General features: G+C 44.8%; 25 protein-coding genes and 1 riboswitch. Of the genes, 20 read left to right on the top strand and 5 right to left on the bottom strand.

What is annotated here, in order from left to right:
- The first annotated feature begins 278 nt into the window (after positions 1–278).
- The 7 genes from BLR82_RS08795 (at position 279) to hxlB (ending at position 6715) form a co-directional block, all read left to right on the top strand.
- Positions 279–1328, top strand: a complete 1050-nt coding sequence (locus tag BLR82_RS08795) for a substrate-binding domain-containing protein (RefSeq protein ID WP_281242176.1) — start codon at positions 279–281, stop codon at positions 1326–1328.
- A 1-nt stretch (position 1329) separates the two neighbouring features.
- Positions 1330–2340 (top strand): TRAP transporter substrate-binding protein, encoded by a 1011-nt coding sequence (locus tag BLR82_RS08790; protein WP_074598627.1) that lies wholly within the window; start codon positions 1330–1332, stop codon positions 2338–2340.
- A 368-nt stretch (positions 2341–2708) separates the two neighbouring features.
- A complete protein-coding gene (locus tag BLR82_RS08785) occupies positions 2709–3203 on the top strand; it encodes a TRAP transporter small permease (protein ID WP_074598626.1) in 495 nt (164 codons plus the stop codon).
- Entirely contained in the window at positions 3200–4480 is a 1281-nt protein-coding gene (locus BLR82_RS08780) for a TRAP transporter large permease (RefSeq protein ID WP_074598625.1), read from the top strand. The genes BLR82_RS08785 and BLR82_RS08780 overlap by 4 nt, the downstream gene beginning before the upstream one ends.
- Before the next feature lie 79 nt (positions 4481–4559).
- Positions 4560–5513, top strand: a complete 954-nt coding sequence (locus BLR82_RS08775; RefSeq protein ID WP_074598624.1) for a sugar kinase — start codon at positions 4560–4562, stop codon at positions 5511–5513.
- A 21-nt stretch (positions 5514–5534) separates the two neighbouring features.
- Positions 5535–6155: a 3-hexulose-6-phosphate synthase gene (gene hxlA / locus BLR82_RS08770; protein ID WP_074598623.1), complete on the top strand. Its 621-nt coding sequence runs from the start codon at positions 5535–5537 to the stop codon at positions 6153–6155.
- Positions 6152–6715 carry a 6-phospho-3-hexuloisomerase gene (hxlB, locus tag BLR82_RS08765; protein ID WP_074598622.1) on the top strand — a complete coding sequence of 188 codons (564 nt, stop codon included), beginning with the start codon at positions 6152–6154 and terminating at the stop codon, positions 6713–6715. Before hxlA ends, hxlB begins: the two co-directional genes overlap by 4 nt.
- 411 nt (positions 6716–7126) lie before the next feature.
- Here the strand turns inward: hxlB and BLR82_RS08760 are convergent, their stop codons facing one another.
- The 3 genes from BLR82_RS08760 to BLR82_RS08750 form a co-directional block, all read right to left on the bottom strand.
- Positions 7127–9148, bottom strand: coding sequence for a penicillin-binding transpeptidase domain-containing protein (locus BLR82_RS08760; RefSeq protein ID WP_175486782.1), 2022 nt, complete (start codon positions 9146–9148; stop codon positions 7127–7129).
- Positions 9149–9175: 27 nt separating this feature from the next.
- Positions 9176–10177, bottom strand: a complete 1002-nt coding sequence (locus BLR82_RS08755; protein ID WP_245693729.1) for an LCP family glycopolymer transferase — start codon at positions 10175–10177, stop codon at positions 9176–9178.
- A 466-nt stretch (positions 10178–10643) separates the two neighbouring features.
- A complete protein-coding gene (locus BLR82_RS08750; RefSeq protein ID WP_342721388.1) occupies positions 10644–11255 on the bottom strand; it encodes a class D sortase in 612 nt (203 codons plus the stop codon).
- Between the two features lie 363 nt (positions 11256–11618).
- Positions 11619–11705: riboswitch (cyclic di-GMP riboswitch) on the top strand.
- Positions 11706–11728: 23 nt separating this feature from the next.
- Between BLR82_RS08750 and sinI the strand changes: the two genes are divergently transcribed.
- The 6 genes from sinI (at position 11729) to nagE (ending at position 16225) form a co-directional block, all read left to right on the top strand.
- Entirely contained in the window at positions 11729–11863 is a 135-nt protein-coding gene (sinI, locus tag BLR82_RS20580; RefSeq protein WP_083334779.1) for a DNA-binding anti-repressor SinI, read from the top strand.
- A gap of 79 nt (positions 11864–11942) precedes the next feature.
- Positions 11943–12275 (top strand): helix-turn-helix domain-containing protein, encoded by a 333-nt coding sequence (locus BLR82_RS08740; protein ID WP_026570991.1) that lies wholly within the window; start codon positions 11943–11945, stop codon positions 12273–12275.
- Between the two features lie 388 nt (positions 12276–12663).
- Entirely contained in the window at positions 12664–12954 is a 291-nt protein-coding gene (locus BLR82_RS21300; RefSeq protein ID WP_245693726.1) for a VanZ family protein, read from the top strand.
- 238 nt (positions 12955–13192) lie between these two features.
- The gene (locus BLR82_RS21025) at positions 13193–13339 is read left to right on the top strand and encodes a hypothetical protein (RefSeq protein WP_175486781.1); all 147 of its coding nucleotides are present in this window, start codon (positions 13193–13195) and stop codon (positions 13337–13339) included.
- A 202-nt stretch (positions 13340–13541) separates the two neighbouring features.
- Positions 13542–14132 carry an REP-associated tyrosine transposase gene (locus BLR82_RS08730; RefSeq protein WP_074599066.1) on the top strand — a complete coding sequence of 197 codons (591 nt, stop codon included), beginning with the start codon at positions 13542–13544 and terminating at the stop codon, positions 14130–14132.
- Between the two features lie 167 nt (positions 14133–14299).
- Positions 14300–16225 (top strand): N-acetylglucosamine-specific PTS transporter subunit IIBC, encoded by a 1926-nt coding sequence (nagE, locus tag BLR82_RS08725; protein WP_074598620.1) that lies wholly within the window; start codon positions 14300–14302, stop codon positions 16223–16225.
- A 301-nt stretch (positions 16226–16526) separates the two neighbouring features.
- Here the strand turns inward: nagE and BLR82_RS08720 are convergent, their stop codons facing one another.
- Positions 16527–17249: a GntR family transcriptional regulator gene (locus tag BLR82_RS08720; RefSeq protein WP_074598619.1), complete on the bottom strand. Its 723-nt coding sequence runs from the start codon at positions 17247–17249 to the stop codon at positions 16527–16529.
- Between the two features lie 186 nt (positions 17250–17435).
- Between BLR82_RS08720 and nagA the strand changes: the two genes are divergently transcribed.
- Entirely contained in the window at positions 17436–18629 is a 1194-nt protein-coding gene (nagA, locus tag BLR82_RS08715) for an N-acetylglucosamine-6-phosphate deacetylase (RefSeq protein WP_245693724.1), read from the top strand.
- Positions 18619–19350, top strand: a complete 732-nt coding sequence (nagB, locus tag BLR82_RS08710; RefSeq protein WP_074598618.1) for a glucosamine-6-phosphate deaminase — start codon at positions 18619–18621, stop codon at positions 19348–19350. The genes nagA and nagB overlap by 11 nt, the downstream gene beginning before the upstream one ends.
- A gap of 87 nt (positions 19351–19437) precedes the next feature.
- On the opposite strand, the gene BLR82_RS08705 is transcribed toward nagB, so the two are convergent.
- Positions 19438–20070 (bottom strand): YigZ family protein, encoded by a 633-nt coding sequence (locus tag BLR82_RS08705; RefSeq protein WP_074598617.1) that lies wholly within the window; start codon positions 20068–20070, stop codon positions 19438–19440.
- Positions 20071–20283: 213 nt separating this feature from the next.
- Between BLR82_RS08705 and BLR82_RS08700 the strand changes: the two genes are divergently transcribed.
- The 5 genes from BLR82_RS08700 to BLR82_RS08680 all read left to right on the top strand — a co-directional run bounded on the left by BLR82_RS08700 (position 20284) and on the right by BLR82_RS08680 (position 25701).
- Positions 20284–21429, top strand: a complete 1146-nt coding sequence (locus BLR82_RS08700) for a sensor histidine kinase (protein ID WP_074598616.1) — start codon at positions 20284–20286, stop codon at positions 21427–21429.
- A gap of 295 nt (positions 21430–21724) precedes the next feature.
- Entirely contained in the window at positions 21725–22405 is a 681-nt protein-coding gene (locus BLR82_RS08695) for a response regulator (RefSeq protein ID WP_053218567.1), read from the top strand.
- A 187-nt stretch (positions 22406–22592) separates the two neighbouring features.
- Positions 22593–23435, top strand: coding sequence for a DegV family protein (locus BLR82_RS08690; protein WP_074598615.1), 843 nt, complete (start codon positions 22593–22595; stop codon positions 23433–23435).
- Between the two features lie 293 nt (positions 23436–23728).
- Entirely contained in the window at positions 23729–25009 is a 1281-nt protein-coding gene (locus BLR82_RS08685) for an ATP-dependent helicase ComFA (RefSeq protein WP_083334777.1), read from the top strand.
- Positions 25009–25701 carry a ComF family protein gene (locus tag BLR82_RS08680; protein ID WP_074598613.1) on the top strand — a complete coding sequence of 231 codons (693 nt, stop codon included), beginning with the start codon at positions 25009–25011 and terminating at the stop codon, positions 25699–25701. The genes BLR82_RS08685 and BLR82_RS08680 overlap by 1 nt, the downstream gene beginning before the upstream one ends.
- Positions 25702–25788: the final 87 nt, after the last annotated feature.

The raw sequence follows: 25788 nt of genomic DNA, 5'->3' as shown, positions 1-25788 counted from the left end.
TTGCCGTTTAATCTGATATTCCTTGTATCCTATGCCAGGGAAAAAATTTTTTCGTGGAAATAATATTGCGAAAAGAAAAATATAAAAAGTTAAGTGGCTGTTGAACGAAAGGTTGGCGAACCGTTTATTAGCCTGCGATAATTTTCGACAAATTTAGCGATCCGTTAAATTTATGGGTTGCATTCTGAATGCGTTTACATTATACTCTAACTAAATCGATTTACTAAACCGTTTTACTAAACGGTTGCTAATCTTTTACTCTACCTTTTTCCTAAAGGTTGAGTGAAGGAGAGGGGGACAAGACTATAAAAACAGTTACGATTAAGGATGTCGCACGGAAAGCTGGCGTGTCTCCAAGCACGGTTTCCCAGTATGTTAACAAGCGATATCACTATATGGGGGAAAAAACAAAGAAGAAAGTGGCCGAAGCCATTGAAGAACTCGGTTTCCATCCGAACACAGTGGCCAGAAGTTTGAAGCAAAAGAAAACGCTTACCATCGGGGTGATTATTTCAAATATTTTGCATCGATATTCCACCGTGGTCAGTAGATCAATAGAAGATTATTGTTACAACTATGAATACCATACGATTATTTGCAACGCCGATGATAATCCTGAGAAAGAACAAAAATATGTGGAGATGCTGCTTGCCAAACAGATAGACGGTTTGATTGTCGTGCCGACCAATCATAATCGGGAGCTTTATCAGAGCTTGAAAGATCGTAATATTCCGGTGGTTTTTCTCGATCGCTACATCGAAGGGTTAGAAATACCGACCGTCGTAGTAGACAACCAAAAGATTACCGAACAGGCGATCAACCATTGGATTGAAGCAGGCCACAGACGAATTTCACTAATCACCGCACCGTTAAAAGTGAGCACGCGGATCGAAAGGGTGGAAGGGTATAAGCAAGCGTTGAGGAAGGCGGAACTGCCTATAGAGGATACCTACCTCCATCACGTAAAAATGAAGGATGTCCAGGATGTTTGTCGGCAGATGTTGGAACTGGAACAACCGCCAACAGCTATTTTGGCAGCTAGTGACCTTGTTCTGGTAGAGTTGGTGAAATTTATCAAGCAAGAGCACATCCAGGTGCCGGATGAATTAGCGTTGATGGTATTTGATGAAGTGCACCTGGCGGAATTGCATGAACCACCAATTACCACGATTAATCAACCATTCTATGAAATGGGCCAAAAAGCAGCTAGTCTGCTAATGGATATGATTGACCACAAACCAGTGGAAGATAAAAAATATGAGTTCGAGGCGACCATCAATATAAGAGAATCTAGTGAAACAAAACTACTAAACAAAGGGGTTTTATAAGATGAAAAAGCGATTAGGAATTATATTTTCTGCACTAATCTTATCCGTAATGACAGCCTGTGGAGGAGCCGAAACGGAAGATAGCAATGCCGCTGAAAATGGAAGCGTTAACTTGATTGCTGCTACGCAATTGAATTCAGATAGCGCCTTTGCCGCTGGCTTTGAAAAATTCAAGGAAGTAATCGAGTCAGAAACAGATGGCGATGTAACAGTGGAAGTTCACACTGACGGCGACTTGGGTGGTAACGAAGATGAATTGGTGCAAAACTTGGAATCCGGTTCCGTTGATTTGGTTGTTGCTTCACCAGGGTTCATGACACAAGCAGTACAGGATGTCGATTTTTTCGCCCTTCCTTATTTGTTTGAGAGTCGTGACCATTGGAAAAAAGTTGTCAACGGCGAAGTAGGGGAAACTATTTTCAATAGAATCGAAGAAAACACTTCTTTCAAGATGCTTGGTTACTGGTCCGCAGGAGTCCGCAATTACTATGGTTTCAAACCGGTCGAAAAGCCTGAGGATTTAAAAGGCGTAAAAGTGCGTGTTCAAAACTCTCCGGTTGTTCAAGATACATGGAAAGCATTTGGTGCCCAACCGGCTAACGTAGCTTGGAATGAAATGTATCAGGCATTGCAAAACAAAGTAATCGACGCAGCGGAAAATGATTTTACGAATATCTATCAGGCAAGCCATTATGAACTGGCTAATTATATTTCGGAAACAGAGCATGATTTCACTACCCGCCTTTTCTTTACAGCTGACAGAGTTTACGACCAATTAAATGATGAACAAAAAGCCGCTTTTGACAAAGCAGCAGAAGAGGCGACAAAAGCAGCACTTGAAGCTGATGATAAATTAGCTGAAGAGTCCTTGAAAGCAATGGAAGAACAAGGAGTAAAAGTCAATGAGGTAGATAAGCAACCGTTCATTGACGCTACAGAACAGATCAGACAAGATGCAGTCAAAAAACTGGGAATGGAAGACTTGTATCAAAAAGTTCAAGAATTGAAGTAAGGCACCAACTGACGCAGTGATCAACAAACAAAGGGGATAAACGTAAAACAGCATAAATAAAAAACCAAACACCCGCCGCTCCAAAGGAAGGTTTTTTGGGGGACACCCTTCCTGCAGGGAGGAGGGGCCAGGCCCCAGAACCAGAATTCGACAGGGATTTGCCCCTCAAAAAAATTCTGGGGACTGACCCCATTCCACTGAATTTATACCTTGAATTTTAGCAGTATGCTATTATGACGGGACTTTCACTCTTGTGGGGACTGACCCCATAACAAGGTGGACGGGGGCGTACTTCGGCTAGGGGGTCTGACCCCGGGGTATCCTGGTGGTGCATGGCGGGTTGGTTTTTAGATTGAGGGGTGTTATGGGTGAAGAAATTAATTAATGGTTTAGCGAAGGCTCAATTAGTACTTGCGGCTATCTTTTTTATAGTTTTTATCGTGTGTGTCATTCTGCAGGTTGCATCCCGTTATATTCCGGGAATCACCGTATTCTGGGCATCGACGATTGCGACGTACTCCTTCATTTGGATGGTGTTCTTTGGAGCGGCTGTCACCTTACGTGAAAAGGAACACTTCAAGCTGACGATTTTGCTGGATAAGCTGACAGGATTGCCATTGCTGGTTCTGCAAATCGTGATTCAACTCATCCTGGTCTGGTTCGGCTATATCATGGTTACCGATGGCTATGAAATCAGTCAGCAGTTTTGGGGTTGGACGGTTAACAGCATGCCGCAGCTAAAACAAGGTTACATGTGGTTGGTTCTGCCAATTACCGGAATAACTTTCATGGTTTACGCTTTGGAAAGCCTTGTCGAGGAAATCATCAAATTCCGTAAGGATAAAGGAGGGTATCAAGCATGACAGGTCTATTACTCGTTCTGTTGTTCGCTGTTTTGTTGATTATCGGTTTGCCGATCGCATTTGTCATTGCAGTAACTGCTTACGCAGGCATTGCCATGCTTGATACGATTCCGATGACAACGGTTGTGCAACGGATGTTCTCCGGACTTGATTCCTTTATCTTGCTGGCCGTACCATTATTCATTCTTGCTGCCAACATCATGAACCAAGGAAAAATCTCCGATATGTTGATCAAATTCGCCGTTTCCCTTGTCGGACATATTAAAGGCGGATTGGCCCAGGCGAACATCGTTGTTTCCATGTTTTTCGGAGGTATTTCCGGAGCATCGACAGCCGATACGGCTGGTGTCGGAAAAATTTTGATACCGAACATGCTTCGGGAAAAATACAGTAAAGAAACATCCGTCGCAGTAACGGCTGCTTCCTCGACCATGGGGATGATTATCCCGCCTAGTATTCCAATGGTAATCTACGGAAGCATCGCCAATGTGTCGGTAGGGAAAATGTTTATGGCCGGGATCATCCCGGGGCTTGCCATTGGTATTGCGCAGATGATCTATGTGAATTTTGTCGCGAAAAAACACGGATATCCAAGTCACCAACGGATGAAGGTTGCTGAGATTCTCAAAGAAGGCTTGAAAAGCCTGCCACCGCTTCTAACACCGATCATTATTTTAGGCGGAATCGTCGGAGGTATCGTTACACCGACCGAAGCAGCAGTAATCGCTTGTATCTATGCGTTTATTCTTTCCTTCTTCTTTTATCGCACCATCAAAATAAAAGATTTGATGCCTATTTTGTATGACACATTGAAACTAAGCTCGCTTACGTTGTTTGCTTTGGCGGCTGCCAGTGCATTAGGACGTTTGATCAGCTACTACAATCTGCCGGTAGTCATCGGCAATTTCTTCACCCAATACATGCCGTATAAGTGGATGTTCATCATTGCCGTAATCTTGCTGTTCTTGTTGATCGGAATGATTCTCGATACGGTTCCGGCTATTATCTTGTTTGTACCGATCGTTTTACCGACTGCTTTGAACCTTGGAGTAGATCCAATTCACATCGGTGTCGTAATCATGATGTGCCTGGCGATCGGACTAGTAACACCGCCGTACGGTCTTTGTCTTTTGCTGGCAAGTCAGATTGCCAAACTGCAAATCGGCAAATCATTCCGTGCTGTGCTGCCGTATATCGGCATCATATTAGTAGTAATTTTGCTTGTCGCATTTGTACCGGGCGTCTTCATGTGGCTGCCGACAATGTTTGACATCTAAATAGAGACCGAAAAGCAGCCAAACGCACCGGGCGTCATGTTCGGCTGCTTTTCTATTTTACAAGAAGGAAGTGTTTCAAATGCTGGACGTAATAACAATCGGAGATGGAATGATCACTTTCAATCCCAAAAATACCGGTCCAATGCGGTTCGTGAACGAGTTTGAACGCAAAGTGGGAGGAGCGGAACTGAATTTTGCTGTCGGCTGTGCCCGGCTTGGATTGCGCAGTGGCTGGATCAGCCGTGTAGGAAAAGACGAGTTTGGAAAATTCGTGCTTAACTTTATGCGCGGGGAAGGCGTCGATGTCACGGAAGCCCGTCTCGTAGATGGATATCCGACCTCCGTCAATTTTAAAGAAATCCGCGAATCAGGGGACGGAAAAACCTTTTATTATCGGGAAAAATCACCGACCGAAACAATGACATTGGAAGACATTGATGAGGATTACATTAAACGGGCAAAAGTTCTTCATATCACCGGGGTTTTTCCCGCAATATCTGAACGCAATGTTGAATTGGTCAGAAGAGCGGTTTTGCTTGCAAAGAAGCATGGATTGAAGGTATCTTTTGACCCGAATATCAGGTTGAAGCTTTGGAGTGAAGCAAAAGCCAGGGAAGTTCTCAAATCTTTTCTCCCAGACGTCGATATCCTGCTGGCCGGGATCGAGGAGCTAAGTTTTCTATTTGAAATGGAAGAACAGGAGGAGTCCTTGGTCGCTCAGATGCAGCCGTATGATATAGAAGCAATCGTTATCAAAAAGGGAGCAGAGGGCAGTGTCGGATATATACACGGCCAACGCTTGCAAGTCCCTGGGTTTCCAGTTGGAAAAGTCGTCGACACAGTCGGAGCTGGAGACGGATTTGATGCTGGATTTATTTATGCTTGGAAGCAAAATTGGACTCCCGAACGGATATTGACGTTTGCTAATGCAGTGGGGGCACTGGTTGTCTCTGTAGCAGGCGACAATGAGGGGCTGCCCGATTTAGATGAAGTACTGGAAATGATTGGGGAGAAACAACGAATTGAACGATAGAGGTCGAAGGAGGAATGGAGCATGAAGTTACAAGTAGCCTTGGATCGACTGCCATGGGATGATTGTTTTACGGTGATTGAATCTGTGAAGGATTCCGTTGATTTTATTGAAATCGGCACAGGAGTCATTAAGGAATTCGGGGTTGGAATCATTAAAGAGATGAAACAAGCCTACCCGGAAAAAACATTGGTGGCAGATATGAAGATTTGTGATGCGGGCAAGCATGAAACCGCACTGGCACTGGACGCAGGAGCTGATATTACCACGGTAATGGGTTTTGCTCCCTTGCAAACAATAAAGGATTGTATCGAAGTTGCCAACCAGGCCGACAAACAGATCATGGTAGATTTGCTTGGAATTCGGAATCGGGAAAAAATAGAAGAACTAGTTGAAAGCGGAGCGGATTTGCTATCCCTTCACATCGGCAAAGACGAACAGAAAAGCGGCGGGCTTGATGCGGAGCATTTCCGCCTGGTCGAAGGATTAAACGATGTCCAAACAGCTGTAGCAGGCGGTATAAATCAAGACAGCCTGCCGGCATTCCTGGAGCACCGGCCGGACGTGATTATTGTCGGAAGTGCAATCACCAAAGCAAAGAACCGGAAAGAGGCTGCCAAAACGATTAAAGGAATGATCAAATGAAAAATATGTCTGAAATTATTGATACAGTCGGGAAAGAAATTACTGGTGTACTTAACCAAGTAGATAGCGGAACCGTCCAAGGTCTTGCCGAAGAGTTAAACAACGCCAAACGGATTTTCGTCGACGGTGAAGGCCGCACCGGTTTGATGGGAAAAGCTTTTGCCATGCGGTTGATGCATGCCGGCTTTCCTGTATATGTGGTCGGAGAAACCATCACGCCAAGCATAGCGGCAGGAGATCTATATGTGGCGCTTTCTGGTTCCGGTTCGACCGGTGGCACGTACACAAAAGCTGATAAAGCACGAGAAGTCGGTGCCAGGGTTGCGGCCGTTACTGCTAACCCGGAATCTCCTTTGGGCCAGCTGGCAGACCATGCTGTTTACCTGCCGACAGCAACCAAAAAACGGTTGGCACACGAGCCTGATACAATCCAGCCGCTCGGCAATCAATTTGACCAAACCTTGCATTTAGTGCTGGACGCTTCGATTATTTATGCTATGGAAGCCTTTAAGAGCACTAGTCACGAGGAATTAAAACAGCAGCATACAAATTTGGAATAGGGAAGTGAAAAGGGACTATCGCCCAGATGGTCCCTTTTGTTAATGGGTTAGAACCTCTGGCTATGCCGGGGAACTGATAGCATGGTCAGAGAGAGCTTTCTTCATGGTATAGTTGGTATCCTGCCTTTTAGAAGTAGATAGCCTGTGCAGGAGAGGACAGCATATACAACAGCAACTTGTATGGATTACGTAGTGTTTTCCCCGAAGCAAAGATCATTGATGGAAAAAATAAAAAGGTCAATGGACAAATAACAATTCCTTCAAGAAGCAAGTGCTTGTCCGGATTAAAGTGATATGTATCAGCCTTGTTTAGACAAAAAAAAGAGGGATGCCTGCTTTGCTCGCGATTTGGCATCCCTCTTTTTTTCTCCAAATACCCAACAGCTCGCCTTATAGAAGCATTGCTGGGTGTTATTTTATTTCCTGTATTGCTTCAACTGCCCGGTCGACAACGATATGGCTGCCACCCTGATCCTTCACGTTTTCCATCATCATGGAGATTAAAAGGTCTTCATCTTCAGGATAGGTGACGAACCAACCGTTTTCTTCAGCATTTTCATCGTCCAGGCTTTTTTTCAATTCTGCTGTCCCTGTTTTACCGGACAAGTTAATGTCTAACGAGGCTGCACTGTGTGCTGTACCATTGGAAGCAGATACGACTTTGCGCAAGGCATCGCGGATAGTCTCAATGTTCTCTCCGCTTACAATCCCTTCTTTCAAAAACTGGCCGTCTTCTTCACTTTCCTCTAAGGTTGGCTGAATCATATTTCCGTCGTTTAGCAGGGTAGTGTAGGCCACCGCCAGATGCAGGGCACTCATTTCCAACTGGCCTTGACCATAACTTGTGTCGGCTAACATTGCCTCACTATCGATTTCGCCATTTTTGGATACGGTCGAAGCTTCGATTGGATAGGTGTAAGGGAAGTCCTCGCCCACGCCAAATTGGTTAAGGCCGTCAATCAATTTTTCGGAGCCGATTTCCAGTGCTTGCTGGGCGAAGTAAATATTATCCGATCGAACGAGTGCATCCGTTAAATCGACAGGACTGCCTTCCGAGACCCGTGTTACACGGTAGTCACCCCATGATTCATCTTTTTGCCAGGTAAGGCCATTGATTTCGATTGCTTCATTTGGATCAATCGCGCCGGTCTCCAGTCCGATTGCTGCTGTAATCGGTTTGATCGAAGAACCAGGGGCATAGGTAGCGCTGAATCGGTTTTGCAGCGGTTTTTGCTCATCCTCCTGCAATGCTTCTAGTCTGGATTGGCTGATTCCATAGGCGAGTTCGTTTGGATCAAATCCGGGAGCACTCACAAGAGCAAGCGTTTCACCGGTTTTTGGCTGTACAGCAGCGGCTGTTCCTGTTTGCCCTTTATAGGAATCGTAAATCGATTGCTGGATATCTGCATCAATGGTGACTGTGATATCCTCTCCATCCTTCACGTCGGTTTGTGTCAGAACCTGATCTTCTTCTCCTTCTTTGGTAATGGCAATTGTCACTCCAGGTTCTCCTTTAAGTCGGTCTTCAAACAACAATTCCAGCCCGCGTTTTCCGATAATATCCCCATTGGAATACGCACCAGGCTCGGCTTCTTCGATTTCCTCTGCAGTTACCGAACCGATATATCCGACGAGGTGGGAAGCAGCCTCCCCGTATGGATAAACCCTGCCGGTGGTCGTTTGGCTTAACACCGGCCCTAGTTCAAACAAAGCATCCAATTGCTCTTCGTTCGTTTTTGGAACCTTTTTTAATGGAACAAATGAATCGTCTTGTACCCATTCGGCGTCCAATGCTGCATTGATAGAATCGACATCCATTGCTAAAAGCTCGGCGATTTCTTCTTTAGTTCCTTCTGCATTTTCACCGAACTCTCCGGGAACAACGCCGATCTCGTAGATTTCTTCATTTACAGCAAGCCCGTTCTGATTCCGGTCAAAAATCTCCCCTCGTTCGGGAGCTTCAGTTTGGAAGGAGATTTCCCCGCCGTCTTTCAACTGCGGAAAAATGTAGCCCGGGTCCCAATTAACAACCCAATCAGTCTCTCCGTCTTCATCTTCAATCTTTTTCCATGTTGCTTGATAATCAAAAGAAATCGGTCCACCGACGGTATCCATCTCTACTGAAAGTGGAAAAGAAGCTGTTCCATCCTCTTCGTTGTTTTCTTCACCATCTTCGGGCTTATCATAGCTGACATTTAAGTTTTCCACATTTAAATCGTTATAGATTTTTTCGTAGCGATCAACAAATTCCTCGGTTGGATAAGCCTCTTTTGATTCGGAAGAAGCCATATCATACATAGCATCAAAATCCTGTTCATTCCAGTGTCCGACGAATTCATCCATTCGTTCTTCGGGTGTAACTTCATCGTTAGAACAGGCTGACAGTATCGAAAACAATGTTACCATAGCTAGCAAACTATAAATTTTTCTCACGTAGTGAACCCTTCCTTCCTTATATCGTTAGCGGGCTTCCATGTGTGCCTCCAATTCTGTGTGTAGCCGCGCCAATTCTTCCTTTGTGACCATGTAATACCAAATTCCATCCTCCAGTATTTTTCCGGAGCCGTCGATTTGCAACGAATGAATCGTTTTTCGGGTCTGTCGGTAATGGGAATACACATTGCGCATATTTTCCAATTTCATATTAGTTCGCACATTTCCTCCGACAATATCGAGAATACGGCCGATTTTTGTGAAATTGGAAAAGTTAGCGGCTTGATCCAAGGCAGCTTGAATAACCTGACGCTGTCTTTCATTCCTTCCCAGATCTCCCTGTGGATCCTTTTTTCGCATTCTTGTATAGGCCAAGGCTTCTTCTCCATTCAGATTGATTTCTCCTTCGGGAAAAGTCTTGCCATCCTGCGTGAAGGCAAAGCTGTTTTCAACGGTGACGCCGTTGAGCGCATCGATACCGTCCCGGAATCCTTCCATGTTTACCTTAATATAAAAATCAATGGGGACATCGAAAGTTTGTTTGACCGTTTTGACAGCTAGACTAGTACCGCCAAAAGCATATGCATGATTGATTTTATCCATTCCCTTACCGGGGATGTCAGTGTACATATCCCGGGGAATGCTCATCATAAGCATCGAATTTGTATTCGGATTGGCGGATACCAGAATCATCGTATCGGAACGGCCTTGGTCATTGGAACGTTCATCAACACCTAATAACAGGAAATTCAATGTCTTCTGTTTGTCATCGATGTCAGTACCGTCGGAATAACTTGACTGTCTTTCGGCATTTTGATCGTTCGCTGTCTGTCCATTTGACTCGGTTTCCTCCGATTGCTGTTCGTCATTCAATGGTTCATGAATTTCTTTTACTGTGTCCTGCAGCTTATCGTATAAATAAATCCCATATCCTGCCGCCGCAATCATTACAACCAGTAGTACCCCGCCTAACCAGACCAGCCAGCGCCATCGTTTCCCGCGCTTTTTCTTGTGCGCCTGCCGTGCCACGAAAAAACCCCACTTTTTCATTGTTTAGTTAAAAGATTCCAAAAACCATTATACCCCATTACCCCAGCTAACGTCTAAAACAGAAACCAAAAAAACAGAGAAGAAGGGAAGAGCCGCCGGGAAGTGCGATAGGGGGTCAGGCCCCATAGCAGGTACAGGAGAAAGGAATGTCGCTTTAAGAGAGCTTTGCGGGGGCAGGGGGTCAGGCCCTGGGTGGTCGTCAAGTGCTTGAAACGGAAAGAATAACTAGAAGGGGGACAGTCCCTCTTACACAATAATTGCCGCTGTGACGGGAATTAGAGTGAAATGTAAGGGGGAAAACCTCGATAGGGGGGTCAGGCCCCTTGACAGGGAAAATACGTCTATATCTTTGAGTTGCCATGCTGCGGGGGACTGACCCCGTAACTAGCAGACCTGGTCCTGAACGGGGCTGCTAGTTACGGACACTTTTCTGGCTGGTAAGTGGTTATTTGACGGGAATCGCGGTGATGATATAGCGCTGTGGGGCATTACCTAAATAGGAAAAGGGATAACAGGTTGTCAGTGTTAACACTTCTTGGGGCGCAGTGGGCTTGATTACTGTTCGGTCATCAGCATCGACCACCCTGGCACTTTTCATTTGATAGCGGAACTCCCCGTAAGGAAGTTTGACGATAAATATGTCGCCGATTTCAACTTCGCCCATCCTGCGGAAGACAGTATCTCTGTGTCCGGAAAGGACGATTTGGTCATTTTCGGTAGGATATGCTGTTCCTTTGTAATGACCTACCCCTTTTTCTAAATCATCCGGATCGGTTCCCTCCACAATCGGCAGCTCAGCGTCAATTTTAGGAATCGTTAGAATCCCGACCGTTTCGCCCTGTTCTGGAAGGTAGTTTTCAACATCGTCTGTTCCTTGCTTCTGTGTTCGACCGTTCTCCTTTGGATTGGCTGTTTTCCCCCCGTTCAATAAAGAATGGGCCTCAGCAAGGCTGCTTTGCTGGGCTTGTTCTGTGTAAATTACCTGTACAAGTCCATAGCTTAATAAAACTACTCCAGCAATCATTGCCAGAAACGCTATTTTTTTCACCTGGTTCATCCCTCTTTCCCATACTCTATTAAATTCCTTTGAATTCAGTTGAACTTTAAAATTTGAAAATTTGCACACTTGCAGCTTAAATTTAACAGTTTTCCTTAGACAAAACAACAGACAATAACCATTGCAATTCGCTATTCTTTTCAAAAGGTGCATATCTATTTAGGGCCTTTTACCCGGATTATATTTTCAGAAAAACGGCAGGAAAAAGAAATAACTTTGAATAGAGTGGAAGTTTGTCGTTTTAATGGGAGTAATTTATTATTTGCCGTTTATGCTCCTTTACAAAACTAGTAGGAATTAGACAAAAATACCCCGTAGGAAAGCCATGGAAAGTATAGTATATTTTCAATATAACATTGCTTCTTCAGTAAAAGGCAAACTTATTGAAAAATAAGGACGCAAAGCAACAGATCTAAAGCGCCTCGGTGCAAGGATGGCTGTGCTGCCTGACAGAATATTGGAGGGTAAATTGTATGTTGAAAACGTTGAACGAAAAAGTTCTGGATAAAGATTGGATAAATCTTATGGAAGAAGCAAAGCAAATCGGACTGGAAGTAGAAGACGTCAAGCTCTTTTTAACACAACACTCCTCCATGAACAGCAAATAACTGTGGTTGTTTTTTGTGCTTTATATAGAACCATTTGCCTTTCTTGTGATATAATCTGTTTGAAAGAAGGTGAATGGCCTTGATCGGGGATAAAATCAAACAATTACGCCAAGAGAAAAAAATGTCTTTATCTGAATTGGCAGAGCAAGCTGGTGTGGCAAAGTCGTATTTGAGCTCCATTGAAAGAAACTTGCAAACCAATCCCTCCATACAGTTCATGGAAAAAGTAGGTGCTGTGCTGGGTGTGTCCATCAACGAGTTGCTGATGAAAGAAGACAGCGAAGAAATGAAGAAGCAGTTGGACGAAGATTGGTTGGAACTCGTTCAAGATGCCATGGATTCAGGAGTTTCTAAAGAACAATTCAGAGAATTTCTCGAATTTAACCGGTGGAGAATCAACCAGGAAAAATAAATAGGAAGCGAAAAACGGACACCCGGAGGGATGCACCCCTCCGGGTGTTTTTTGCATTTTCACATTAAAGAATCAATTAAAGGGGTCAGTCCCCCAATCTATTATAGCACTAAATCACTAAAGAGCTGGTTAACGACGGACGCAAGGCTGTGACACTTAGTTTGAAGGACCTTAAGGAAACTTCCTATAAAAGTTTTAATAGAATTTGTAGGGACTGACCCCCATCCTGATAGAGCAGTAAAGGAATATTATATTAATGGATGGGTTTCCTAAGGGGAGAGCATAAGGCATATGAAAAAATGGAATTACTGGTTGTTACCGATTTGCTGGATGGGAATTATTTTTTTTCTCTTCCCAGCCATATCAAGCTCAGGATATAAAGCCATTATTGTCTAATTACGTGGATTTGGATTTTTTGCTCCCCGTTCTAGATGGGGTAGTGTTTAGCTATCACCATTCCGAGATTAGCATTCAAGCTTTGGGGGTATATGGGTTTATAGAATTCTTCATAAGAAAGGGAGCACACATGGTGGTGTTCTTTGTGTTGCTACTATGTTTTTATACCGCCTTAAAGAAAACGTCTGATTTGCAATTGATTAAACGAGTAATTATCTCCCTTTTTCTTACAGTTGCATATGCTGGAATGGATGAATTGCATCAGGAGTTCACTCAAATCTAAACGCCGTACGCGGCGACGTCGTGTTGGACACAAGTGGGGCACTCCTAGCAATCTTGCTTATCTATTTAATCCGCCTAGGTAAAAAAATGTCTGAAAAAGATGTCAAATTTTGAAAAAATATCGCCTTTTTGTCTGTAAAAATGGTATAGTTAAACCATTATGATAAAAAAGAAAAGTTGTCAGATGATTCTGTGATTTCGATACAAATGAAAGTTTGATAGAAAAATGAGGTGAAGAAATGAAAGAACAAGAATTATATAAGAATGTATTGTCTAAATTAATTGATAAAACAGAGAACGCTCAAATAAATGATTCCCATGAATTCATCGAGCATTTAATCAGGGAATTGAACCACAATCAAGTCGTGAAATCAGAAAATGCCTAATGTTAAAATGGAAGCGTTGAATTCTTTTCAACGCTTTTTTCTTTGCCCTTAACTTTATTACGCTACCACTCTACCAAGATGAGGGACTGACCCCAAAAAGACCCCAAAAAATTCCGGTAATAGACTTCCAATTTCAAAAAAGGATTTTGGGAAACTTTGTCGAATGGTATTTTTGTTAAATAAAATGAAAGGGGCAATGCGTATGTCCAGATTATTGAGGGCCTGGATTCCGGGCGGTATTTACCACATCACAGCCCGAGGGAACAGAAAGCAAGCGCTGTTTAAAGAGGAGGAAGATTTTCAGCGCTATTTGGAGACGCTTAAATCCGTAAAACGGAAACATCCATTCATTTTGCATGCCTACTGTCTTATGCCAAACCATATTCATCTTCTCGTGGAAGTCATCGATCAACCCCCAAGCAACTTTATGAAGATCCTCCATATGAAATACGCCATTTATTTCAACAAAAAATATGATTTGATTGGACACGTTTTTCAAGGAAGATTTCACGCCCACTACATTACCTCTATACAATATTTCCTGCATGTTTCCCGATACATTCACCTGAATCCTTGCGCTGCCAATATTTGTATCATTCCGGAAGAATACCAATGGAGCAGTTATCATGAATATATGTTTCCGGAAATGCACAAAAGAATAATAGAACCGAATAAGCTGTTGTCTTATTTCTTTGAACCAAGAAGGTTACATTACCATGAGTATGTCAACGATCGAAAAACGGAAGTAACCGCCTTGGCTCCGGTACTTCCAGGCCCCATCCCAGAGGAGTGATAACTTTTTGTTTTTTATTTGGGGACAGTCCCTTTATAATAAGTTTAGTCGAAAATTGCTATGGAAGGGGCCTGTGCCCCCTTAGAGAAAATTGGTATAGACATCTATATATTAAGGATGTTATACTTTCTACAGCGTTTTCAAAAACAGCAAGAGGAGTGAAACAAATGTTAGCGTTTTTACAGCGGATTGGAAAATCATTAATGTTCCCAATCGCTATGCTTCCAGCAGCTGCTTTGCTGGTTAGACTGGGTGCCGACGATATGTTGGATATCCAGTTTATCAGCCAGGCAGGAAGCGGGATATTAGATAACCTTGCACTGATTTTCGCGATTGGTGTCGCAATGGGGTTTGCTCGGGATGGAAGCGGCGCGGCCGCTTTGTCGGGCGCTGTCGCCTTCCTGGTACTAACAGGCGGTGTTGGAGCATTTGGCGAGGATTTGGATATGGGTGTATTTGGTGGTATTATTGCCGGAATTGTAGCAGGTCTGTTATACAACCGATATTCGAATATCCAGCTGCCAGACTGGCTGGCGTTTTTTGGCGGAAAAAGGTTTGTTCCGATAATTACAGCAATTGTCATGGTGATTTTATCCGGTATCTTCGGAATTATCTGGCCGCCAATCCAAGCAGTGATCAACGGTTTGGGTGAATGGATGCTTGGTGCAGGAGCACTTGGCGTCGGATCATATGGCTTTTTCAACCGACTCTTGATTCCAGTCGGCTTGCACCATGTGATCAATACCCTCGTATGGTTTGACTTTGGTTCGTTCGTACCGGACGGAGCTTCTGAACCGGTTCGAGGAGAAATCAACCGATTCCTGAAAGGGGATCCATCAGCAGGTACTTTCCTTGCCGGATTCTTCCCAATCATGATGTTCGGTCTGCCAGCTGCATGTCTTGCAATGTATGCGGCGGCTAAAAAGACACGCCGTGCAGCAGTTGGCGGGATGTTATTTAGTATCGGATTCACTGCATTCCTGACAGGGGTCACGGAACCGATTGAATTTTCGTTCATGTTCTTGTCTCCATTATTGTATGTAGTACATGCCGTATTGACGGGTATATCAATGATGGTTGCCTTATGGCTGGATGTCCGACATGGCTTTGGCTTTTCGGCAGGTTTCATCGATTATGTTCTGAATTTCGGTATAGCACAAAATCCGATCGTTCTGTTTATCCAAGGGTTGGTCTTCGCAGCGATTTATTTTGTGGTGTTTTACGTGTTAATTATCAAACTAGATTTGAAAACACCTGGCCGTGAGGACGAGGACGAAGAACACGCCGACGAGAGCGGCATCGTTTCAAAAGGCGGTAAGAATTATGATGCTAAAGCTTATCATTACTTACAAGCACTGGGTGGTCCGGAAAATATTAAAAACCTGGACTATTGTGCGACCAGGCTCCGTTTGGAAATGAACAACATGGAGGAAGTCGACGAGAAGGCATTGAAACGTCAAGGTGCCAATGGTGTCATGAAATTGAACAAACGTAATTTACATGTCGTGGTCGGCACTACTGTTGATTTCCTGGCTGAAGCGATGCGGAAGCGGATGGATACCAATAACATGGAAGCTCCGGGAGAAGAGCCAGTAAATGATCAGGCCGAGGATAATCAGGGAGCTTTAGAAGAACTTGGCGGGGCTGATTTTGTTGCTCCGGCTACTGGAAAAGTGATCGATCTTACGCAAGTGCCCGATGAAGTGTTTTCTCAAAAAATGATGGGGGATGGATTTGCAATCGAGCCGGACGAAGGGTTGTTTGTTGCTCCAGTCGACGGTAAAATTATTAATGTTTTTCCGACCAAGCATGCTGTCGGAATTAAAGCTGAGAGCGGACACGAGGTCCTAGTCCATGTAGGGCTGGATACCGTGCAGCTTGGAGGAAATGGGTTTGAAGTCTTTGTAGAGGAAGGTCAGCAAGTGAAAAAGGGAGACAAACTCCTGCAGGTTGATCTTGCCTATATTAAAGAAAACGCATCTTCTGCCATTTCACCTATCATCTTCACAAATCTTGGAGAAAATAATCAAGTGAAATTGGTGCAAAGCGGAAGCATTAAAGCCAACCAAGCCAATATTGTTGAAATAAAATAAAGGTGAAACCGTAAAAGCCCCGGCTGTTGTTCAAACAGCCGGGGCTTTTCGTGAGGCCACAGGGTTCCGGGGACTGACCCCAAAACAGCGTAAAATCCTAAATTAAGCGATTCAACAGCATTCGGGGTCAGTCCCCCGTTTTGTATGAAACCCATGGTTACAAGTTTTTTTAATTGTAGTATATAAGAAAAGACCGTGGTGGGGACTGACCCCACCACGGTTTCTATCAGTCATTTAAGTTTTAAAGTGAGCAATCGGGGCCTGACCCCTGTTGGTGCCCGCGGCTTTCCACCGCTTGATATCAGCGGGGCATGTGGAGTTTGAATTTGTATTTGTCTGCACGGTAGGCGGATTTTACGTATTCAAATGGTTCGTCATTGCTTAGGTAGGTGAGCCGTTCGATCAATAAGACGGGATCGCCCGGGTCAAGCTGTAAGTGTTTGATTTCCTTTTCATTGGCAAGCGCCGATTCGATTTCCTGGTTGGCATGCTTGATGGTGAATCCTAAGGTGTTTTCGATATAGTCATAGAAAGACGGAGCGAAGTCTTCTCTTGTCATGTTTCCAACGATTTTCTCGGAGGTGTAAATGGTTTCGACAGCTAGTGGTGCTTGGTCGGCCATCCGAATCCGCTCGATTTTAAAAATCGGTGCTCCTACTTGCACCGCCAGATTGGCAGCCAGTTTTTCATCCGCTTCGATCCTCTCAAAACTGACCAGTTTACTGGAGGGTTTAAGCCCGCGAGCACGCATGTCTTCACTAAAGCTGGTCAGCCCTTGTAAATTTTGCTCAAATTTTTGCTCGGCAACGAAGGTGCCTTTGCCTTTTTGTCGAAACAACAATCCTTCTGCGGCCAGATTGTTGATGGCCTGCCTGACAGTCATGCGGCTGATATGGTGTTTCTCAGCATATTCCCGCTCAGAAGGGAGTAGTTCCCCCGGCTTAAGCTGTTCGGTTTTAATAAGCTGTTTAATTTCTTCTTCCAATTGATAATATATAGGTAACGGCGAATTTTTATCGACCATATCCATCTCCTTTCATCAGCTGGCTTGATTAGAAAAAACTTACGTAACTAAAAAAATTTTATCAAAATATTCCGGCTAAGTATATACTTATCTTAATGTATAGACAACTATATCTCATTATGATACCTTAAAAGTAACTTCATTATGATGCTTTTTTTGCAATTAACAGGAAAGAGGCGAGCGACAGTGGCGAACGAAGACACGTTACTCATAAAAAATGTCAAGGTTTTCGCGGAAAAAGAAGTCATAGATAACGGATATTTAGTGGCTGAGTATGGAAAAATAAAGGAAATCGGACATATGAACCAACTGGAGGACAAAAAAACTCCTGTAGCAACCAGCATAGACGGAAACGGTCTCAACGCCATTCCGGGATTTATCGACGGCCATATTCATGGTGCCAATGGTGCAGACGTCATGGATGCAACCCCGGAGGCACTGGAGACGATGGCTTCTGCCCTTCCGAAAGAAGGAACCACCAGCTTTCTGGCTACGACGATTACCCAATCGACGAATAACATCCACCGTGCCCTGACAAACGTGGCATCCTATCAAAATAAGCCGGCACAAGCTGAAATCATCGGTATCCATTTAGAAGGACCGTTTATCGAGGAAAGCAAAGCCGGTGCCCAGCCGAAGGAGCATATTCTCACTCCGGAGGTTGAACAATTTGAAAAATGGCAGCGTATATCCGGTAACATGATCAAGACAATCACGATGGCTCCAGAAAAGGACGAGGACGGAGCTTTAACCAGGTATCTAGCCGGTCAAGGTATTAACGTGTCAGCTGGGCATACCGCAGCAACGATTGCCGATATGCGCAAAGCAGTCGAGCACGGTGTCAAGCAGGTCACCCATTTATGCAACGCGATGTCGCCGATTCATCATCGGGATATCGGGGTGGTTGGAGCGGCTCTTACCCTCGAAGAATTGAAAAGCGAGCTGATTGCCGATAAAATCCATGTTTCACCGGAAATGATCGATTTCATCTATCAAAACATAGGCAGTGAACGACTCCTGTTGATTACCGACGCACTCCGGGCAAAGTGTTTGAAACCAGGAACCTACGACCTCGGTGGACAGGAGGCGACAGTAACAGAGGATAGGGCGACGTTAAGTGACGGGACCCTTGCCGGATCGATATTAAAAATGAATCAGGGTGCAAAAAACATGCTGGAAACTACCGATGCGACATTGCAGGATATTATCACGATGACGGCAATCAATCCGGCAAAACAAATCAATATGTATGAGCGGAAAGGCAGCTTGGCTCCAGGAAAAGATGCGGATGTTTTGCTCGTGGAAGACGACGTGTCGGTGAAATATTCGTTTTGTCGTGGAGTATTGGCATACAAGGAGGCAAACAACAGTGGAAATTAAACAAGTAGAGGATTACCAGGCGATGAGCGAGGCTGGTGCCCAATTAATCATGGAAACAGTGAACAGCTTGGAAAAGCCGGTGCTCGGCCTGGCTACAGGTTCGACACCCGAGGGCGTTTATAAACGCTTGATCGAGGCACATCAAAGCGAAAAGGTCTCCTTTCGCCATACGACATCCTTCAATCTTGATGAATATGTAGGAATGTTGGGGAGCGATCCGAACAGCTATCGGTATTTCATGGACAAAAAGTTTTTCGACCATATTGACATCGATAAGCAAAAGACTTTCGTGCCCAACGGAAAGGCGGAAGACTTGCAGCGCGAATGTGAGCAATATGAGCAGCTGTTGATGGATCATCACGAAATCGACCTGCAATTATTAGGGATTGGGACGAACGGCCATATCGGGTTTAATGAACCGGGAACCCCGTTTTCGACCAAAACCCATATCGTCGATCTGGCACCTTCAACCAGAAAAGCCAACGCCCGTTTTTTTGAAAGTGAGCAAGATGTACCCGAGCAAGCAATCACGATGGGTATTGCAACCATTATGAAGAGCAAACAAATTGTATTGCTTGTATCAGGGGAGAAAAAGGCCCGGGCATTGGACCAACTTCTCCATGGGGAAGTATCAGAAGACTTTCCGGCATCGATTTTGCAAACTCATCCCAATGTCCAAGTCATCGCCGACAAAGCGGCATTATCCAAAGTAAGTGTGTAGGCAATCCGGTGAATTTTCACAGAGGGATTGCCTTTCCTCTTTCCACTGAAAAATTTCCCGGGAAATAAATTTTGTCGAAAAAATGGATCAAACATCGATTTCCAAGTAGGAGCTCCCCCCGGTTTTAATTTCAGCCTGGTCACTGGTCAAGTCCACCATCCACTCGGTAAAACCTTCTTCTTGTCCACTTTCGACATAGACCGAGAATTCTACGTTTTCCTGGTAAGCAATGTCTTTCAACAAATATTGCGAATTGCGCAGCTGGTTTTCTAGTTTGCCCAGCAAAGCATAGTCAGCTGTGACGAGGAAATTTTGCATCAGTTGGCGTTTCACGATGCCGGTTGTTTCCAATGCCTGAGAGGTGGTACTTGAATATGCGCGGATCAATCCGCCTGCACCGAGCTTGATTCCTCCGAAATAACGGGTGACCACAACTGCGGTATCTTTCAGGTCTTTCTTTTTCAAAACCTCGAGAATCGGAACACCGGCAGTACCGCTCGGTTCCCCGTCATCATTTGCTTTCTGAATAAGATTTTGTTCTCCAATCATGTAGGCAGAACAGTTATGGGTAGCATCATGGTGTCTTTTTTTGATTTCACTGACGAAGGCTTGTGCTTTTTCTTCGGTCTCGACTCGTTTTACATGGCCGATAAAGCGCGATTTTTGAATGACGACTTCATCGGACCCCTCGGATTTCACGGTAAAATAGCTATTTAGCATCTTGCATTTAACCTCCTAAATCTTCATTATATAAAGTAAGAACAAGCACCGCAAATAATTGAGAAACCACAGATCGCGTGTGCTGGGCTTTTTTGGGCAGTTTGGAAATATTTGAAGGAACTTTTTATAAAAAATTTTAGCAGTACAGGGAAAATTACCCCCATAAGCCTGATTTATCCTTCGAATGTACTATGAGGAGATAGGTGGAGAAAGATGACAAAGAAAGCAGATGAGAAAGCATTGGATCACATTATAACTGAGATGATTGATACCGTGGAAAACAGTAAGGATGAAGTTTTTTACATAGGCGAAGAGTCACGTAAAGAATATGAGCAACTGCAAAACGAATTAGCTGAAACGAAGCGTAAAGTCATCCATGTTATCGAAGAAGGCGACGATCTTGAGCAAAAAGTTCGTTTCTCCAGAATTAGACTATCTGAAGTTAGTAAACATTTTGATAATTTTACAGAAAAAGAAATTAGAGAAGTTTATGATCAAACCCATACGTTACAATCCAAGCTGACAATGAAACGGGAAAAAGAGAAAAACCTCCGTGAAAAACGGGATGAAATCGAGCGCCGTCTCCGTTCCCTGGAACAGACAATCAAGCGGGCGGAAGGCCTGGTCGGGAAAATCTCGGTTGTGCTTAATTACTTAAATGATGATTTTAAGCAAGTTTCCGAAGTCCTCCAGGATGCCCACCAAAAACAGGAATTCGGGTTGAAAATCATCGAAGCGCAAGAAGAGGAACGCAGACGTTTGTCCCGGGAAATGCATGATGGTCCTGCCCAGATGCTGGCAAACATCCTTTTACGCTCTGAATTGGTGGACCGAACGTTCCGGGAGCGGAGTGTCGAAGAGGCTGTCCAGGAAATGAAAAGCATGCGGAAAATGGTCCATACGTCTTTGTCGGAGGTACGGCGGATTATTTATGATTTGCGGCCGATGGCACTTGATGATCTAGGACTTGTTCCAACCATTAAAAAGTATTTGACGAATACCGAAGAATATAATCGGATAAAAATCCAATTCACTCCGCTCGGCGAGCAGCGACGACTGGATACCAAATATGAGGTGGCATTGTTCCGGTTAATGCAGGAATCTGTGCAAAATGCCGTCAAGCATTCCGAGGCGAACTTAATTCAAGTGAAAATGGAAATCATGAAAGACAAAGTCGGTTTAGTCATTAAGGATAATGGAAAAGGGTTTGAAATGGGGAACAGAAGGGAAAAGTCATTCGGTATCATCGGCATGAAGGAACGTGTTGAAATGTTAGACGGGGAAATAGATATTTATTCCAAAATCAACGAAGGCACTTCCGTTATCATCAACGTGCCGTTGAATCAGCCGGAGGAATAGCTGGATCGACAATTGTCGTAATTTGTTGACCATAAAATCTTAGATAAACTGGCTCAAATTAATACAAATCCAGCTATATCATGTATAATAAGAGAAAGAGATATACTGCGACAGCAGAAAGGTTTAGTAACTGGTGGTAGAAATCATAGCAACTAATACAACAAGAAGAAAAATCAACGCGCATGGCGGCGGGGGTGCTACTGTCTCTGTTACATGTTGATTTATTCTGGCCATTGGCGGGCATGCATTCCCCGCTGAAGGAAGTTTCACTTCATGCAATTAGGAGGAGCAGAGTATGACAACCAATATATTACTAGTCGATGACCACAAGTTATTCCGTGAAGGTGTGAAGAGAATTCTGGATTTTGAGCCTTCATTCAATGTTGTCGCTGAAGGAGATGACGGTTCCACTGCTGTGAAGCTGGTGGAAGAGTACAATCCAGATGTCGTATTGATGGACATCAATATGCCAAACCTCAACGGTGTCCAGGCAACGTCGGATTTGATCGAGAAACACCCGGATATCAGCGTCATTATTTTATCGATTCATGATGACGAGAACTATGTCACACATGCCTTGAAAACCGGCGCACAAGGGTATTTGCTGAAGGAAATGGATTCTGATGCGTTAATCGAAGCGATCAAGGTCGTCAGTGAGGGCGGTTCATATCTCCATCCGAAAGTAACCCACAACCTTGTCCAGGAGTATCGCAGACTGGCAGAGGAAAGTGCCAACAAGCCGGTGGAAAAGCAGATCGATTATCGCAAACCATTGCATTTGCTGACAAGAAGAGAGTGTGAAGTACTCCAGTTGTTGGCTGACGGCAAGAGCAACCGCGGTGTTGCGGAAGCATTGTATATCAGTGAAAAAACAGTCAAAAACCATGTCAGCAACATCTTGCAAAAAATGAATGTAAACGATCGTACACAGGCAGTCGTTTCGGCCATTCGGAATGGCTGGGTAGAAGTCTTATAAACAAACAGCGAAGAAAAGCCGGGGCTATCCCCGGCTTTTGTAGATTACGAGATCTGCCTTTTTTCGAAATGGAAGTGATTCTATTAAAAATAGCGCACGGCCTATTTTTGTGCTAGATTATGAGAGCACCTGCTAGTAAAATGGAAGGCAAGCATGAATGAAATTTTGTCCATGAAAGGTAGATTTTATGAAAATTGCTGTAATGACAGATAGTACGGCTTACTTACCGGAAGAGGTCCGGCGCGAAAAACATATACATATGGTGCCGCTCAATGTCATTTTTGAGAAAGAGTCTTATCAGGAGGAAGTCGATATCACGGCAGAGGAGTTTTATCCGAAGGTGAAGGCTGCTACAGAGCTTCCGAAAACTTCCCAGCCGTCAATCGGGTTGATTACCGAAAAGCTGGAGGAATTGGCGAAGGATTATGATGCTGTCATTTCTGTGCACTTATCAAGCGGAATTAGCGGTACGTTCGAGGCAGTCGGTTCTGCCGGGAAAATGGTTGATGACATCGAAGTCTATCCATACGATTCCGAAATGAGCTGTATGGTACAAGGTTTTTATGCGCTGGAGGCAGCAGAAATGGCCGCAAACGATGCAACCGTCGAAGAAATTCTTGGCAGGCTCGATGAGATGAAACAGTCGATGATTGCCTATTTTATGGTCGACGACTTGAGCAACCTGCACAGAGGCGGACGCTTGAATGGCGCACAGGCTTTACTGGGCAGTATGCTTCAGGTAAAGCCGCTGCTTTATTTTGAAGATAAAAAAATCGTTCCGTTTGAAAAGATCCGCACTCGCAAGCGTGCTCTGAAGCGTATTGAAGATTTATTCGCCGCTGATGCCGAATCGGGAAAGCCGATCCGGGCGGCCGTGATTCATTCACTGCGTGAGGAAGAGGCGCAGCAGATGAAACAGGATTTCGAAGCTAAATATCCGAACGCCGAAGTGGTCGTTAGTTATTTTGGTCCCGTCATCGGTACCCATCTTGGTGAAGGCGCCATCGGACTTTGCTGGTATTTTAAATAAGCTTCTTGCTATCATTTTTAACTATTATATAGCTATGTCCCGTCTTTAGCGGCGGGACATGGATTTATTATGAAAAGGAGCTGGTTTTCATTTCTACACTTTCCTCGATCCGGTCGTATTTTTATCCTTCTTTTGACTGGATTCCCTCTACTAGTATTTCCTCTGAAACACCTGCAAAGAAATTATACGCAAAAGAGTTACCTTCCCTTGCCAATCATTTTTCGGGAAAATTACTGCTTCGTGAAGAAATTCAAATCAAGGATGCTGTTTGGAACGAATTAAACGAGATAGGCATGTTTCGAGCTGTCGAAGCGATTGAGTCCTATTGGTGGGGCTGGCGCTGTCGCCGTTGCGGCAACAAGCTTCGCCGGAAGTTTGCTGATATTCCTTGTGCCCGTTGTAATCAAACCCATGTCTATTGCCGTAACTGTGTGGAAATGGGAAGGGTACTGGAATGCCAGCCGTTATACGTTTGGACAGGTCCGCATCCAACATGGCCGGTTCGGGGAAAAGCCTGCGGGTGGGACGGAGAGCTGACAGCTGCCCAACAGCAAGCTTCCAATCGTATAAGGGAAGTGATGGAAGCGGGTGTTGGCGAACTTTTGACTTGGGCGGTATGTGGAGCAGGTAAAACAGAAATGCTTTTTGCCGGAATTGGCAGATCATTGGAAGCGGGCAAGCGTGTTTGTCTGGCAACACCGCGCGCCGATGTAGTCCGGGAGCTTTTGCCACGGTTTCGTCATGCGTTTCCGGACACATCGATTTCCGGTTTGTATGGCGGAAGTGAAAAGAAAGCGGCTGACGGTCAGCTAGTGTTGGCCACCACCCACCAATTGCTGCGGTTTGCTCGCGCATTCGATGTCATGGTTATCGATGAAATCGACGCGTTTCCATATCATGAAGATCCTTCATTGCCGTTCGCTGCATCCAGAGCAGCAAAATCAGCATCGGCCCGTATCTATTTGACCGCCACTCCGAGAAAAAAACAACGTCGTCGCCTTGAACATGGTCAATTGGATTCTGTTTTTGTACCAATTCGCTTCCATGGTCGCCCACTTCCGGTCCCCCGCCTGATCCTTTCCAGTCACATGAAAAAATCCTTGCAAAACAATATGCCGCCAGTTGCTTTCTTTAACTGGCTGAAGCGGCGTCACCATCCGGAACGGCAGCTGTTACTATTTGTGCCATATGTCGAACTTGCAGGCAACATGGAGAAAGCAATCGGTCCGTTGTTGAGAGATAAGCTCGGCGATACGGTAATTGCTTCCGTTCATGCTGCCGATGAAGAAAGGGAAGCCAAAGTGCAACAATTCCGCAATCAAGAGCTGCAGGTACTGATCACTACGACCATATTGGAACGCGGTGTCACCTTTCCATCGGTCGACGTCGTCGTACTGGACGCCGGGCATGCTGTGTTTGATGAGGCAGCACTGGTGCAAATCGCCGGACGGGCGGGGAGAAGCCCGGATGATCCAGAGGGAGAAGTACTGTTTTTTCATGCTGGGAAAACGAAGGCAATGGTTGCTGCTGTCCGTTCGATTAACGCGATGAACAACCGGGCGGTGAAAATCTGATGCATTGCTTATGGTGTGACAAAGAGATGGTTACGGAAGTTCATTGGGGGAGCTTGCTGCTGCCTGACAGAGTGACTTATTTATGCAGGGAGTGTGAAGCAGCGTTGGAGAAGCTGGACGGATATCTGTGTAATAAGTGCGGTCGCCAAGTTGGACGGGGAGGGGAGACTTGTAGAGACTGCCGCCGTTGGGAGCAGCTGTCACAATGGCAAGGAGTCCTTACACAAAACCGTTCCGTTTATGTCTATAACGAGCGGATGCGAGTCATGCTCGCCAAGTGGAAATATCGTGGCGATTACAAACTGCGCGAAGTCTTCGGGATTGGTTTACAGGATACTTTTCGGAAAGCATTCAGTAAGCACCTCCGGAAGCAGGCGGTTTTGGTTCCGATTCCATTAAGCGAAGAGCGGCTGTACGAACGCGGTTTCAACCAATCAGAAGCGATAATTGACGTATTGGGGAAACCAGCGGAGCAGCTGTTGACAAGAACACATGGGGAAAAACAGTCCAAGAAGACACGCCGGCAGCGAATTCATACCGAAAACCCCTTTACGTTAATTAAGCCGACCGACAAACCAGTTATTTTGATCGACGACATTTACACCACCGGAACCACCCTACGCCACGCCGCACGAACCTTGAAGAGCCACGGCTGCCCAGAAGTATACTCCCTCACCCTCGCCCGAAGCTAAGCAGGGGACAGTCCCTCCAAAAAGGGCTTCCTAATAAAAGTTGAAGGGTCAGGCCCCAAACTCCTAATACAGGAATGAAACACCCAA

Source organism: Sediminibacillus halophilus (genome assembly GCF_900103695.1).
GTDB lineage: Bacteria > Bacillota > Bacilli > Bacillales > Amphibacillaceae > Sediminibacillus > Sediminibacillus halophilus.
Note: the sequence above shows the minus strand (reverse complement) of the source record. Positions and strands in the feature narration are given on the sequence as shown.